At 33.7% G+C, this 14867-nt stretch carries 17 protein-coding genes; 10 read left to right on the forward strand and 7 right to left on the reverse strand.

Annotated elements, in window-relative coordinates; genetic code table 11:
• Positions 1–83: 83 nt before the first annotated feature.
• The 3 genes from CD111_RS05000 (at position 84) to CD111_RS05010 (ending at position 3047) form a co-directional block, all read left to right on the forward strand.
• Entirely contained in the window at positions 84–1046 is a 963-nt protein-coding gene (locus tag CD111_RS05000) for an L-threonine 3-dehydrogenase (protein ID WP_095089730.1), read from the forward strand.
• Positions 1047–1151: 105 nt separating this feature from the next.
• Complete coding sequence (locus CD111_RS05005; protein ID WP_095089728.1) at positions 1152–2246, forward strand: branched-chain amino acid aminotransferase; 1095 nt, start codon at positions 1152–1154, stop codon at positions 2244–2246.
• Between the two features lie 90 nt (positions 2247–2336).
• Complete coding sequence (locus CD111_RS05010; protein ID WP_095089725.1) at positions 2337–3047, forward strand: HAD family hydrolase; 711 nt, start codon at positions 2337–2339, stop codon at positions 3045–3047.
• A gap of 75 nt (positions 3048–3122) precedes the next feature.
• Here the strand turns inward: CD111_RS05010 and CD111_RS05015 are convergent, their stop codons facing one another.
• Together CD111_RS05015 and CD111_RS05020 are read right to left on the reverse strand one after the other, a co-directional pair.
• On the reverse strand, positions 3123–3791 hold the full coding sequence (locus CD111_RS05015; protein ID WP_095089724.1) for a deoxynucleoside kinase: 669 nt from the start codon (positions 3789–3791) through the stop codon (positions 3123–3125).
• On the reverse strand, positions 3781–4395 hold the full coding sequence (locus CD111_RS05020) for a deoxynucleoside kinase (protein WP_095089722.1): 615 nt from the start codon (positions 4393–4395) through the stop codon (positions 3781–3783). The genes CD111_RS05015 and CD111_RS05020 overlap by 11 nt, the downstream gene beginning before the upstream one ends.
• Before the next feature lie 68 nt (positions 4396–4463).
• Between CD111_RS05020 and tadA the strand changes: the two genes are divergently transcribed.
• From tadA to CD111_RS05035, 3 genes are all read left to right on the forward strand, one after another.
• Positions 4464–4946, forward strand: a complete 483-nt coding sequence (gene tadA / locus CD111_RS05025) for a tRNA adenosine(34) deaminase TadA (protein ID WP_095089721.1) — start codon at positions 4464–4466, stop codon at positions 4944–4946.
• Between the two features lie 60 nt (positions 4947–5006).
• Entirely contained in the window at positions 5007–5876 is an 870-nt protein-coding gene (locus CD111_RS05030; RefSeq protein ID WP_095089720.1) for a Cof-type HAD-IIB family hydrolase, read from the forward strand.
• A 105-nt stretch (positions 5877–5981) separates the two neighbouring features.
• A complete protein-coding gene (locus CD111_RS05035; RefSeq protein WP_095089718.1) occupies positions 5982–6560 on the forward strand; it encodes an NADPH-dependent FMN reductase in 579 nt (192 codons plus the stop codon).
• Between the two features lie 623 nt (positions 6561–7183).
• On the opposite strand, the gene folE2 is transcribed toward CD111_RS05035, so the two are convergent.
• From folE2 to CD111_RS05055, 4 genes are all read right to left on the reverse strand, one after another.
• Entirely contained in the window at positions 7184–8062 is an 879-nt protein-coding gene (gene folE2 / locus CD111_RS05040; RefSeq protein ID WP_095089716.1) for a GTP cyclohydrolase FolE2, read from the reverse strand.
• An 18-nt stretch (positions 8063–8080) separates the two neighbouring features.
• Positions 8081–8749 carry a bacillithiol biosynthesis deacetylase BshB2 gene (gene bshB2, locus CD111_RS05045; RefSeq protein WP_095089715.1) on the reverse strand — a complete coding sequence of 223 codons (669 nt, stop codon included), beginning with the start codon at positions 8747–8749 and terminating at the stop codon, positions 8081–8083.
• A gap of 12 nt (positions 8750–8761) precedes the next feature.
• Complete coding sequence (locus CD111_RS05050) at positions 8762–9121, reverse strand: YojF family protein (RefSeq protein ID WP_095089714.1); 360 nt, start codon at positions 9119–9121, stop codon at positions 8762–8764.
• A gap of 80 nt (positions 9122–9201) precedes the next feature.
• Entirely contained in the window at positions 9202–10005 is an 804-nt protein-coding gene (locus CD111_RS05055) for a MurR/RpiR family transcriptional regulator (RefSeq protein WP_095089712.1), read from the reverse strand.
• A 119-nt stretch (positions 10006–10124) separates the two neighbouring features.
• Here CD111_RS05055 and CD111_RS05060 point away from each other — a divergent pair, with 119 nt between their 5' ends.
• The 4 genes from CD111_RS05060 (at position 10125) to CD111_RS05075 (ending at position 13516) form a co-directional block, all read left to right on the forward strand.
• Complete coding sequence (locus CD111_RS05060; protein ID WP_095089710.1) at positions 10125–11657, forward strand: PTS transporter subunit EIIC; 1533 nt, start codon at positions 10125–10127, stop codon at positions 11655–11657.
• 15 nt (positions 11658–11672) lie between these two features.
• Complete coding sequence (locus CD111_RS05065; protein ID WP_095089708.1) at positions 11673–12356, forward strand: N-acetylmannosamine-6-phosphate 2-epimerase; 684 nt, start codon at positions 11673–11675, stop codon at positions 12354–12356.
• Entirely contained in the window at positions 12343–13101 is a 759-nt protein-coding gene (gene nagB / locus CD111_RS05070; protein ID WP_095089706.1) for a glucosamine-6-phosphate deaminase, read from the forward strand. Before CD111_RS05065 ends, nagB begins: the two co-directional genes overlap by 14 nt.
• Positions 13102–13171: 70 nt before the next feature.
• Positions 13172–13516: a hypothetical protein gene (locus CD111_RS05075; protein ID WP_095089704.1), complete on the forward strand. Its 345-nt coding sequence runs from the start codon at positions 13172–13174 to the stop codon at positions 13514–13516.
• A 430-nt stretch (positions 13517–13946) separates the two neighbouring features.
• On the opposite strand, the gene thiD is transcribed toward CD111_RS05075, so the two are convergent.
• Complete coding sequence (thiD, locus tag CD111_RS05080) at positions 13947–14777, reverse strand: bifunctional hydroxymethylpyrimidine kinase/phosphomethylpyrimidine kinase (protein ID WP_095089702.1); 831 nt, start codon at positions 14775–14777, stop codon at positions 13947–13949.
• Positions 14778–14867 lie beyond the last annotated feature (90 nt).

The following is a 14867-nucleotide window of genomic DNA, read 5'->3' on the forward strand; positions in this document are numbered from 1 at the left end:
AGTTAAAATAAACGTAATGAAAGCGATTTTGTTCTCTTCAGAAATACAAATGAACATATAGATAATACAGGAGGGTTTTAATTATGCAAAAAATAATAATCACAGGTGCATTAGGACAAATAGGTACAGAATTGGTACTTAATTTAAGAAAAAAATACGGGAATGAAAATGTTTTAGCAACAGATATTAGAGAACCTGAACAAGGTAGTGAAATATTAGACGGGCCTTTTGAAATATTAGATGTAACTGATAAAGATAAATTATTTGAGTTAGTGAAAGATTTTAAAGCAGATACAATGATGCATATGGCAGCTTTACTTTCAGCTACAGCAGAAAAGAACCCATTGTTTGCTTGGGAACTAAACATGGGCGGATTAGTGAATGCACTAGAAGCGGCTAGAGAATATCAAATGCAATTCTTTACACCAAGCTCTATCGGTGCTTTTGGTCCAACAACACCTAAAGATATGACACCACAAGAAACGATCCAAAGACCAACTTCAATGTACGGTGTAAATAAAGTTGCAGGTGAACTATTATGCGATTACTACCATACTAAATTTGGTGTGGATACAAGAAGTATGAGATTCCCTGGATTAATATCTTATATTAAAGAACCAGGTGGCGGAACGACGGATTATGCTGTAGAAATATATTTCAAAGCAATTCGTGAAGGTAAATATAATAGTTATATAGCTAAAGATACTTATATGGATATGATGTTTATGGATGATGCTATTAAATCAATTATTCAACTTATGGAAGCGGACGGTAGTAAATTAATTCATCGTAATGCTTATAACGTAAGTGCGATGAGTGTAGATCCTGAAACAATTAAAGAATCTATCCAAAAATTAATGCCAGAATTTGAATTAGGCTACGATGTAGATCCTGAAAGACAAGCAATAGCTGACAGTTGGCCAAATTCGATAGATACAACTTGTGCTAAAGAAGAATGGGGATTTAGCCCACAATATAATTTAGATAGTATGACAGAATTAATGCTAAATGCAATTAAAGAAAAAGACAAATTAGCACAGAAATAAATAATTGTGGATATTTTTTAAATTTTCTAAAAACTTATTGAATAACACCTCTATGACTGATATACTAGATAACATTAATTATTAATTAGCCTAGGAGGAATTTTTATGACAGAACCATTTTATGTAGAGACGCGTGACCATCTTAAAGAAAAACCGGACTTTCAAAAGTTAGTCTTCGGTGAAATCTTTACTGATTATATGTTATCAATGTCATATAAAAAAGGTGAAGGCTGGTCAGAGCCAAAAATTATTCCCTATGGGCCAATTACGTTATCACCAAGTGCACAAGGATTACATTATGGACAAACAGTATTTGAAGGTATGAAAGCATACAAAGATGGTAATGAGGTTACACTATTTAGACCTGATGAAAACTTCAAAAGAATTAATTTGTCTTTAAAACGATTAGAAATGCCTGAAGTTGACGAAGAGAAAGTATTAGCTGCCCTAAATCAACTTATTGATTTAGAGCGTGATTGGGTACCAAGTGGCGAAGGCCAATCATTATATGTAAGACCTTTCGTATATGCAACTGAGCCTTATTTAGGTGTACGTTCTTCTACAGATTATGAATTTTTAGTTATTCTATCTCCAGTAGGTGCTTATTATGGCGATGATCAGTTAAAACCAACAAGTATCTATGTTGAGGATGAATTTGTTCGTGCTGTTCGTGGTGGTGTAGGATTTGCTAAATGTGGTGGAAACTATGCTGCGAGTCTCATTGCGCAAACACGAGCTAATGAACTTGGTTTTGACCAAGTACTTTGGTTAGATGGTATAGAACAGAAATATATTGAAGAAGTAGGCAGTATGAATATTTTCTTTGTTATAGACGGAAAACTTGTAACACCAGAATTGAATGGAAGTATTCTACCTGGTATTACACGTAAAACTGTACTCGAATTAGCTCAAGAGTTAGGTTATGAAACTGAAGAAAAACGAATCTCAATCGATGATGTTATTAATGCACATCATGATGGGCGTTTAACAGAAATATTCGGTACAGGAACAGCTGCCGTTATATCACCAGTTGGCTTCTTGAAGTATGAAGATGCTGAAATTACAATTAACAACAATGAAACTGGTCCAATTACTCAAAAATTATTTGAAGAATATACAGCAATTCAAACTGGTAAGAAAGAAGATAAATTCGGTTGGAGAGTTGTAGTTGGACAAGAAGCTCAAATTGGAACAGTTTAATACATTAGATAAGATATAAAAATATTGAAAAGACAAACCTGAAAAATCTCTAGATTTTAAATGGTTTGTCTTTTTTAAAGGAGATAGACGATGATTAAATGGTTATTATTTGATAAAGATGGGACGCTTCTAAAGTTTGACGAGACTTGGTCAGAGATTTCTCTCGTTATGATTAATCAATTTGTAGAAAAATATAATATAAAAGATACACAAAAATTAAAAGAAGCACTCGGTTATAAGAATGGAAAGTTTTTAGCAAGTGGTATATTAGCATCAGGAACATTGTCAGATATCGTTCGTACATTTCAACAGTTTGCACCAACAGATAAGGGGAATGAAATCGAATCTTGGACTATACAATTAAGTAAAAAACTCATTAAGGAATACAATCCAAAAACGGTTGTGATTGATGGATTAGTGCAGACATTAAGTGCATTCAAAGAAAAAGGTTATCATATTGGAATTATTACGAGCGATGATCAAGATGGTACAAATCGTTTTATCAAAGATGCTAATGTACAACATCTCATAGATGAAACGATTACGGCGTCGATAAATGGATATCAAAAACCAAACCCCAAAATGGTAGAGCATTTCTATGAAAAATGGAATGTTTCACCTGAAGAAATTGTAATAATTGGAGACACACCTACTGATATTCAAATGGGTAAAAACGCACACTTTAAAAAAATTATCGGTGTCTTAAGTGGAACAGGAAAGCCACAAGACTTAAATGATGCAGATTATATATATAAAGATATCAATGAATTTTATGATAATGAATTTGAATGGAATAGATGAAATATGCGAATAAAAAAAACAGACATGCTGAAAAAATTATGATTTTTTCGACATGTCTGTTTAATATGTTGTATTTTAATGTGTTCTTGTATCAATAGAACGGTGTGTTTCTATTACATGAGCAATTTTATCGATAATATGATTGATGGATTCTGGTTCATCGTATACATCATAATCATTGATATTTACACGAACAACTGGACATTCTGTGAAATTTTCAATCCAATTATCATATCGAGCAAATAGTTTTTTCCAATAAGTTTCATCAGTTTCTATTTCCATTTGGCGACCACGATTTTTGATACGTTGTAAAACATCATTATAATCGCATTCAAGATAGATTAACACATCTGGTTTAGGGAAGTATGGTGTCATAATCATGGCTTCGAATAGTTCTTTGTAAGTTGTGTAATCTTCTTTGGTCATAGTACCTTGTTCTTCATGCATTTTTGCGAAAATATCAACGTCCTCATATATTGAACGGTCCTGTACAAAGCCACCACCGTATTCAAACATTCTTTTTTGCTCTTTGAAACGTTCTGCTAAGAAATATATTTGTAAATGGAAACTCCATCGCTCAAAGTCATGATAGAATTTTTCTAAGTATGGATTGTTGTCTACTTTCTCAAAAGATGTCTTGAAGTTTAAACGTTCACTTAGGGCATGTGTTAATGATGATTTACCAACACCTACAGTCCCAGCTATCGTTATGATAGCATTGCTTGGTATGACTTTATTTGTCATGATCGATCTCTCCTATCAAAGGTTTTAATAATGTTAATATATGTTGGTAGTCATCTGTATTATGAACAAAATCTAATGTTGTTGTATCTATTTGAATCGCATCCACTTCATGTTTAACTTCATCATAAAACTGATTATAATCATGCTTTAATTGAGCTAAATATGAATTTTCTATTTGAGATTCGTAAGATCTATTACGAGTTGCAATGCGTTGTTGCAATACTTCAAGCGAAGCATCGAGGAAGATAATTTGGTCAGGCATTCGGATATCTTCTGTTAAGATGTCGTATATTCTACTGAATTTATCATATTCCATAGCATTTAATGTGTTTTTCGCAAAGATTTTATTTTTGAAAATATGGTAATCACTCACAATACCATTTATATTTTTCAAATCAGTTAGTTGTTTATATCTATGACATAAGAAAAACATTTCTGTTTGAAAACTCCATTTCGAAATATCTTCGTAAAAGTCACTAAGGTATGGATTTTCATCCACAATTTCAAATTCTACTGTGTAATTCAATGTTTTTGATAGCTTCTTTGTTAAGGAACTCTTACCGACTCCGATAGGTCCTTCGATAGCTATAAAGGTTTTTTTCATATTTATCTCTCCAAGTGTTAAAATAGACATACTTATTCTATCATAAATTAAACGGAGTGCGATGTAGCATGCATGAAAAATATATGAAACTTGCGATTAATGAAGCAAAGAAAGCGTGGGCATTGGATGAAGTACCAATTGGTGCAATTGTTGTGTACCAAGGTGAGGTAATTGGTAGAGGGCATAACTTAAGAGAAGAAAGCCAAAGTCCAGTAGCACATGCTGAAATGATTGCCATACAAGAAGCATCAAGCGTTATCGGTTCTTGGAGGCTAGAAGATACAACTTTATATGTAACGTTAGAACCTTGTGTAATGTGTTCCGGTGCAATTGTAATGAGTAGAATTCCTCATGTTGTATATGGTGCGACTGATCCGAAAGGTGGGTGTAGCGGCAGCCTAATGAATTTATTAGAAGAGCCGAGATTTAACCATCGGGCTATTGTTGAACGGGGAATTTTAGAAGAAGAATGTGGAGATATGTTACGTACATTCTTTAAAGAAAAAAGAGCGCAGAAGAAACAAAGCAAGTTAAAGAGGACAGATTCTTAGTGTTTATACAGATAGTTTGTTAATATTTAAAATGAATATAAAGAAAAGAGGTTACTTTCAATGATAAGGTTAATCGCAACAGATATGGATGGTACATTATTGAATGCAGCTCATGAAATTTCAAATGAAAATTATGAAGCCATTAAGTATGCACAATCAAAAGGGATTACAGTAGTTATCGCTACGGGAAGAGCATTTTATGAAGCGAATAGTCCGATTGAGAAAACAGATTTAACGTTACCGTATATTTGTTTAAATGGAGCAGAAGTGAGAGACGAAGAATTTAATATTGTGCACACATCCAAATTAACGAGTTCGTTAATTAACAAAATTACAGGTGTGTTAAATAAAGAGGATATTTATTATCAAGTGTATACAAACTTTGGTATATATACAGAAGACCCAGAGAAAGATTTAGAAATTTACGTCGATATTGCTGAGAAAGCAGGACAAAAAGCAGACGTAAAAAAAATCAGATCAAATATACAAAGTCGTATAGATAATGGCACATTGAAAACAGTAGATAGTTACGATGAGATAAATAATCGTCCGGGTGAAATTATTCTAAAGATTTTAGCGTTTGCGAGTGATTTAACAAAAATTGATAGAGCAAAAGCTGAAATTTCAGAATCGCAAAGTTTGGCAGTGTCATCATCTTCTAGAGGCAACATTGAAATTACACATTCAGATGCGCAAAAAGGCATTGCGTTAGAAGCGATAGCTGAGCAATTAAATGTTCCGATGTCAGAAGTGATGGCCATTGGGGATAATCTAAATGATGTTTCAATGCTTGAGAAAGCAGGATTTGCTGTCGCAATGGAAAACGGTGCACCAGAAGTTAAAGAAATCGCGGATTACATTACAGATACAAATGAAAATAGTGGTGTCGGCAAAGCAATTATCCATGCTTTGAAAAATTATGACCGTTAAGAATAGTCCAATGGACTGATTTTTAATAGAAATGAAACTCTTAGTTATTGAGTATGCTATACTATTTAGTATAATAAATATATTAATAATTTTGAGGTGACAACAGTGAAGGTATTAATAATTGTGGGTAGCGCCAAACAATTTTCACATACACATGCACTTGCACAATTTGTACGTGGTAATTTAGAAGAAGAAGGTGCAGAAGTTACAGTTTTTGATTTATATGAGAAGCCTATCCCATTTCTAGATGTATCAGGACAACATTTAAATGATGAACGAATCAAATTAAATGCGAGTGAACTTCGTGAAAGCGCAGACGAAGCAGATGCGATTATTATTGGTACACCAAACTATCACGGTTCATATTCAGGCATATTGAAAAATGGACTAGACCATTTAACGATGGATCAATTTAAGATGAAACCAGTAGGCTTAATTTGTAATAGCGGTGGTATGAGAAGTACAGAACCACTATCACATTTAAGAATTATTATGAGAAATTTACTGGGTATTGCAGTACCAGTTCAAATATCTACACAAGATGCAGACTTCGGAAAGACTGAAGATGGTACTTATTATGTAGATGTTGATGATATAAAATTACGAGTTAAACTATTCTCAGAACAAATTGTAAAACTAATTAAGAATAATCCATGGATAGAATCAGAAGAAGTCCATTCATAAAAAAACAAGCATATCACTTAACTGAATGTCAGTAGTGATATGCTTGTTTTTTTGAGTTGAACTTTATGCAAGTCATGGAATAAGTCAGCAGTTAATCCAAGAAATGGCGGAAGTCATGGAATAAGTCAGTAGTTAATCCAAGAAATGGGTAAAGTCATGGAATAAGTCAGTAGTTAATCCAAGAAATGGGTAAAGTCATGGAATAAGTCGGCAGTTAATCCAAGAAATGGCGGGAGTCATGGAATAAGTCGGCAGTTAATCCAAGAAATGGCGGAAGTCATGGAATAAGTCGGCAGTTAATCCAAGAAATGGGTAAAGTCATGGAATAACTCGTTAGTTAATCCAAGAAATAGGCAAAGTCATGGAATAAGTCGGCAGTTAATCCAAGAAATAGGCAAAGTCATGGAATAACGCAGCAGTTAATCCAAGAAATGGCGGAAGTCATGGAATAAGTCGGCAGTTAATCCAAGAAATGGCGGAAGTCATGGAATAAGTCAGTAGTTAATCCAAGAGATAGGTATCTAAGTTATGGCTCATACATAATAATGTAAATATTGAACATGAAAAAGGCAAGATACCTGTAGAATACAGAAATCTTGCCTGAAAGTAATGTTGAATAAATTTTATTTATTATATTTAAGCCTTGCGAATGCGTCATGTTGATGAATAGATTCTTCATTACGGCATTCTATTTCAAATCCTTTAATCCAGTCTAATTCAACTAAATCAGCTGCAACTAATCTGATTAAGTCTTCAACGAATCTAGGGTTTTCATATGCACGTTCTGTGACTGCTTTTTCATCGGTACGCTTCAAGATTGGATACAGCATTGAGCTTGCGTTAGCCTCCATACCGTCTAATACGATATCTTTGTAGTCAGAAGGTAATGTTATTTCTGTATCTAAATCTATTAACACAGTTATAATACCACGTTGATTATGTGCTGAATATTCACTGATTTCTTTAGAACATGGACATAATGTTGTAACGGGTACTTTAATACCGAGTGATTTTCTAGTTACTTTGCTATTATTTACAGATAAAATATATCTAACATCTGCATGTCCTACTGCTTTTTGTTTTGTTATAGGGCTATAACGGTTAAAGAACCATTTAGCATCTACATCTACTGATGCAGTATTTTGGAACATAACAGATTGTAAAGTATTTAATAGTGCTTTTAAGCTTTCAAAGTCAAGATTCACACCATTATCGTAATGTTTCTCAACACTTTCAATGATACGACTCATGTTGATGCCTTTTTCATCTTGATTTAAACTTGTTGAAAATTCAAAGTTTCCAACTGTTTGAAAGTCGTCAATTCTGACAGGGTAAATTAAGTTTTTAATACCAACATGTTCAATTTCGAAAAGGAAGTCTTTCTTAGAACTTTGCAAGTCAGGCATGTTCTCTTTCTCAGTTGGTTTAGTTCCTTTAATAGGATCAACTGAGCCGAAATGTCTCCATCTAGCTTCACGTGTTGATAAATCGATTTGTGTCATACACATTGCCTCCAACAATTATTCAATATGATATGTCCAGAAATGTTCAGTTTTCAACCACATATCTTTAGCTGCTTCTGTTTCTTGTGTATTTGAAGCGAGTTTTTGTAACATTGGACCGGTTTGAGATGCATGTGCTTGAAGTACTTTCATCTTGCGATCTTCATAACCAGTTATATCTATGTTTACATCTGGTTCACCTAAATCACTATATGCATCGTTACTGAAAGCAACGAGGTGTAGTGTTGGTCTAGATGATTTTTCCATGTTGCTGACTGTTCTTACAACAGCTTCTGCAGTTGCTTCGTGGTCAGGGTGAACGGAATAACCAGGATAGAATGAAATGATAAGTGATGGGTTCAGTTCATCTATTAAAGATTTTACCATAGCATCAAGTTCTTCTTTAGGTTCAAATTCAATTGTTTTATCTCGATAGCCCATCTTTCTTAAGTCCTTGATTCCGATTGCACTAGCCGCTTCATCTAGTTCGCGTTCTCTAATCTGTGGTAAAGATTCACGTGTAGCAAAAGGAGGATTACCTAAATTACGACCCATTTGTCCTAAAGTTAAGCAAGCGTATGTTACAGGCACATCATTATCTACAAATTGGCTTAACGTTCCTGATGTACCAAATGCTTCATCGTCTGGATGTGGAAATATAACTAAAACTTGTCTTTCGTCTTTCATGTTAAACACCTCTTAATCCTTGAAAGGCTTGCTACTTATTTCTAAGGCTGCAGCAAGTTGTCCTTCATAATTTAAGCCTGCTAAAAGTAATTCTTTATCTTCTGTTACTTCAAAATGCGTTAAGCCTTGAACGTAAACCCAACCATTGTTATCTAGTTTTAAGCCTACGCGATAAGGTTCTTTGTTACCACCTGTTAAATGCGCGTGTGTAAATGATACTTGTATGTTTCTTAAGAACGTACCAGCATTAAACACTTTGCTATCAAAATGGTTAGCGTAAGCACCATTTGTTGTTTCTACATGGAGATAAACTGGCTTATTCTCAAACTCTGATATTAAATTTTGGACTTGATCTACTTGAATTAATTCCATGCCTTTCACTCCTCATAGTATATACTTTACTATTCTACTAAATTCTTGAGTAAATTTATATATAATCTGCTCACAGCTTATTAATTATTGTTATTTAAAATGACACTTCTAGTATGTTGATAAGAACTAAAGTTATTCTGATGCTCTAGTAGCATATAACTTACGACATCTATAAGAAAATGTGCAGATATTTGCGTGTTTATAAATTGTTTATCATTTACTCGTGTTTGATCAATGGTCATGATCACAATATCCGAGAAGTTTGTTAGTTCACTTCCAGCATAATTTGTAATTGCAACAACGTGAGCGCCTTGTTGTTGGGCAATTTTTGCTGCAGCAATTAATTCTTCAGTTTGACCACTATTTGAAAATGCGATGAAAGTATCTTGGTGAGTGAGTAAAGCAGCGCCAATTCTCATTTGATGTGCATCAGTGACAGCATTACCATTAATACCCATTCTCATAGTACGATAATAAAATTCAGTTGCAGTTAATCCTGAACTACCTAACCCGGCGAATAAAGTCTGTTTACTTTGTAATAATACATCGATGAGCTGATTAATTTTCTTATTAGAAATAAACTCACCACTTTGTTGAATAATAGACTGATGATATTCATGGATACGTTGAATAAGTGGAACGTTTTTAATATCGGTTTTATCATAAGTTTGTTGAATACTAAATTTCATATCTTGAAAATGCTGATAATTTAATTTGTGACTAAATCTTGTAATTGTGGAAGGAGATACATCGATAGCATATGCCAATGATGTAATTGTAGAGAAATGATCACCAACAGGATGTTTTAATATGTAATGGGCAATTTTTTCGTCAGATTTAGTGAAAAGATATGAAAATTGCTGAATACGATTTTCAAAATTCATGATAAACCTCCAATTTTAAGTGTATAATCCATTATATTTGAAAATATTTTTCAAAACAACAGATTGCATTGACTAATGTTTTCAAGGTGTTATATTTAGTAAAAATAGGAGGTGTTCGTGTGAGTAAAGTTTTTGAAAAAGCGCAACAATTCGGGAAATCATTTATGTTACCAATCGCAATATTACCAGCGGCTGGGCTTTTACTGGGTATTGGGGGTGCATTAAGTAATCCAAATACAATTAAGGCATATCCAATATTAGATATTGAATTCTTACAGTATATATTCATATTAATGTCTTCAGCTGGTAACATCGTATTTGCAAATTTACCGGTTATTTTTGCAATAGGTGTAGCAATTGGATTAGCTAAAAGTGACAAAGGAACTGCGGGATTAGCAGCGATGCTAGGTTTCTTAATTATGAATGCAACGATGAATGCGTTATTAACTATAACGGATGATCTGGCAAGTGAAGCAACATTAGCTAAAGCAGGTCAAGGAATGGTTCTAGGTATTCAAACAGTTGAGACGGGTGTGTTTGGTGGAATCATAGTAGGGATAATGACTGCACTATTACACAATAAATATAACAAAATATCTTTACCACCATTTTTAGGGTTTTTTGGTGGGTCAAGATTTATACCAATTGTCACATCTGTGGCATCAATTGGATTAGGTGTTATATTGTTCTTTGTTTGGCCAACAATACAAGGTTGGATTTTTGCAGCAGGTGGATTGGTGAATAAAACAGGCGTAATTGGCACATTTTTCTATGGATTTATTTTAAGAATGTTGGGGCCATTTGGGCTTCATCATATATTCTATTTACCATTCTGGCAAACGGCGCTTGGTGGAACTATGGAAATCAATGGTAAAGTTGTTCAAGGAACTCAAAATATATTCTTTGCTCAATTAGGTGATGCTGATTTAACGCATTACTATACAGGGATTTCTAGATATATGTCAGGTAGATTTATTACGATGATGTTTGGCTTACTTGGAGCAGCACTGGCAATCTATCATACAGCTAAACCTGAAAAGAAAAAAGTAGTCGGTGGTTTGATGTTATCAGCTGCATTGACGTCCTTCTTAACAGGTATAACTGAACCATTAGAGTTTAGTTTCTTATTTGTAGCACCAGTACTGTATGTTTTACATGCGATATTTGATGGGTTAGCATTTATGATGGCAGATATTTTTAATATTACAGTTGGTCAAACATTTAGTGGTGGTTTTATTGATTATATTTTATTTGGTGTGCTACAAGGGAATAGCAAAACAAATTATTTATTAGTTATACCGATTGGTATCGTTTGGTTCTTCTTATACTATATAACGTTCAGATTTGTTATAACGAAGTTCAATTTCAAGACACCTGGACGTGAAGAGGATGAGAATATTCAAGTAGTAGAAGCAAGTGAACGAGCGAAGACAATTATTGAAGGATTAGGTGGTAAAGACAATATAGATACAGTTGATTGTTGTGCAACAAGGTTAAGAATTACAATTAATGACCCTAATCTATTCAATGAAGAAACCATTAAAACTACAGAGTCGAAAGGTATCATTAAGAATGGTACTGGTGTTCAAATTATATATGGACCACACGTAACAACTATTAAGAATGAAGTAGAAGAAGCATTAGAAGAATAGAAGGAGTGTATGTGTATGTTACCACAAGGATTAATCGTTTCATGTCAAGCTTTACCAGAAGAGCCGTTACATTCATCATTTATTATGAGTAAAATGGCACTAGCAGCATACCAAGGCGGTGCTCAAGGAATTAGAGCAAACACTAAAGAAGATATTATAGCAATTAAAGAAGAAGTAGACTTACCGGTGATTGGTATAGTGAAACGTGATTATGAAGGGTCAAGCGTATTTATTACAGCAACAACTAAAGAAGTAGATGAGTTAATAGAAAGTAAATGTGACGTCATAGCATTAGATGCTACTAAACAAACAAGACCTAAAGAATCTCTTGAAGAACTTGTACGTTATATTAGAGAACAATCACCACAAGTTGAAATTATGGCAGACATTTCAGATTTAGAAGAAGCAATCAATGCTGATAAATTAGGGTTTGATTATGTAGGAACAACATTGAGAGGTTATACAGAATATACGAAAGGTCATGTATTATACGAACATGATTTTCAATTTTTAAAAGACGTACTAAACAATGTAAATGCTAAAGTCATTGCTGAAGGAAATGTGATCACACCAGAAATGCTCAAACGTGTTACAGATTTAGGCGTACATTGTACAGTTGTTGGCGGCGCTATTACAAGACCATTAGAAATTACGAAACGTTTTGTTAAAGAAATTAGGGATAATAATGAAAGTAATTAATTTAGGTACTAAAGAAGAAGCTTGTCACTACGTGTCAAACGAATTATTAAAGCAAATAATTGAGAACAAAAACAGTGTGCTAGGTTTAGCAACAGGTGGCACAATGGTAAGAGTGTATGAACAGTTGGTAAATTTAATTAGAATAAATGAAATTGATTTAAGTGAAATTACCACATTTAATTTAGATGAATATATCGGAATTGATTATGATCATCCAGAAAGTTATTACACATATATGCATGATGTATTATTCAATCATTTACCGAGTTGGAACGAAGAACGTATTCATTTGCCAAATGGTTCAAGTGAAAATTTGCAAGAAGAAGTAATAAGATATGAAAAATTAATAGACGAAGAAGGGCCAATTGATATTCAAATACTTGGAATCGGTGAAAATGGTCATATAGGGTTCAATGAACCAGGAACAGATTTCAACAGTCTAACAAGTGTAGTTGGATTAACGGAATCAACAATAGAAGCAAATAGTAGATATTTCGAAGCGGTAGAAGAAGTCCCGAAAGAAGCGGTATCAATGGGTATTAAATCTATACTTAAAGCTAAACGTATCATATTATTAGCATACGGTCCTAAGAAAGCACAAGCTATTCAAAAACTACTGACAGGTGAAGTTACAACTGATTTACCAGCATCAGCACTGTACAATCATCCGAACGTAGAAATCATCCTAGATAATAATGCATATTTAAGTGAAACAGATAAAGAAAAGCTAGATGTAATAGATTAGCTTGAATGATGATATGGTTTAACGTACAATAACTACAGACATAAGCCTCAAGAAACGGCGGGTGAAAGTAGTGGAGACAAAGTGTATCACATTTAATGACGAATCAGTTTTGGATTATTGCAATATTATGGGATATCATTACTATGAAGAAGTACCAGTACAGTATTTGTTGAGTATTCTTCGCAAATTTGATAGTTTTAAGCCTCTCATGAGTAGAAAGAACAAATTAAAACAAATTAAAAGTGAATTCGAACAATCAGAACGTATAATGGCTTTAGAACAATATAATGCAGCATTAGAATGCCTTGATAAAAAGACGACAGCGGGAATTACTTTATATAAATTTCAAATGAAGTTGTTTAAGAATCATAAAGTTATAGCTAAAATCGTAGCAGAATTTAGCATAAGTAGTTAAATGAAATAGATAAGCCTGAAGCATCATGCGATTCAGGCTTAATCAAAACGAGAAAATCATGGCGAAAAGTGATTTTCTCGTTTTTTCATGGTTGAACATCCTTTCTCGTTAAGTATTGTTTCAACTATTGTAGTGGACGACAAAGTCATGGAAAAACGGGGCAGTTAATCCAAGAGATAGGCAAAGTCATGGAATAACTCGATAGTTAATCCAAGAGATAGTGCAAATCATGGAATAAGTCGGAAGTTAATCCAAGAGATAGGCAAAGTCATGGAAAAACTCGATAGTTAAAGAGATAGGCAAAGTCATGGAAAAACGCGGCAGTTAATCCATAAGATGGGTGAATTTAGCCTCCCTTTCCTAATATATCGAACATTAAAAAAGCCGGAACGTATTTGTTCCGGCTTTTTCATGCGTATATAATATTTGATTAAATTTCTTCTGTGAATACTTCGATTTTTTCGATTCTATTGCTTGCGCCGTGATCTACTGGACCTACGAATTCATTCATTTTCCAACCATTTTTAATTGCAGATGCTACGAATGCTTTTGCATTTTTAATGGCTTCTTCTGGTGATTGCCCATTAGCTAAGTTAGCTGTTGTTGCAGCTGCGAATGTACATCCTGCGCCGTGATTGTAACTTGATTGGAATTTATCTGTTGAAAGTAAGACGTGTTTCTTACCGTCATAGAATAAATCGAATGCTTTATCAGATTCTAATGCCTTACCACCTTTAATTACTACATTTTCAGCGCCTAGGTCATGAATTTTTTCAGCGGCTTTCTTCATATCTTCTATTGAAGTAAGTTTACCTAATCCTGAAAGTTGTCCCGCTTCAAAAAGGTTCGGTGTAACGACAGTTGCTTTAGGTAATAATTCTTTAATCATTGCGTCAGTATTTCCCGGGTTAAGTACTTCATCGTCACCTTTACATACCATAACAGGGTCTACAACGAAAATTTCAGATCCTGATTCATCATATGCTTGTCTAGCGCGTTTAATGACTTCTTCTGAACCTAGCATGCCTGTTTTAATTGCATCAGGTCCGATTGAGATAGCAGTGTTTAATTGTTCGTCTAATAAATCTAATGGTAATGGTGTAACATTGTGAGACCAAGTTTTTGGATCCATTGTGACAATTGCTGCTAAAGCAACCATTCCATAAGTATCGTGTTCTTGGAATGTTTTTAAATCTGCTTGCATTCCAGCTCCAGCACTTGTATCAGATCCTGCGATTGTTAAAACTTTTTTTAATGACATGATTGTTCCTCCCAATAATTCATATTTTTTATCATATCATGTTTTTTGAATGTAAAAAATAATTATGACCTTTTTATCGGTGCTATGTTA

It is taken from the genome of Mammaliicoccus stepanovicii (assembly GCF_002902525.1).
Classification (GTDB): Bacteria; Bacillota; Bacilli; order Staphylococcales; family Staphylococcaceae; genus Mammaliicoccus; species Mammaliicoccus stepanovicii.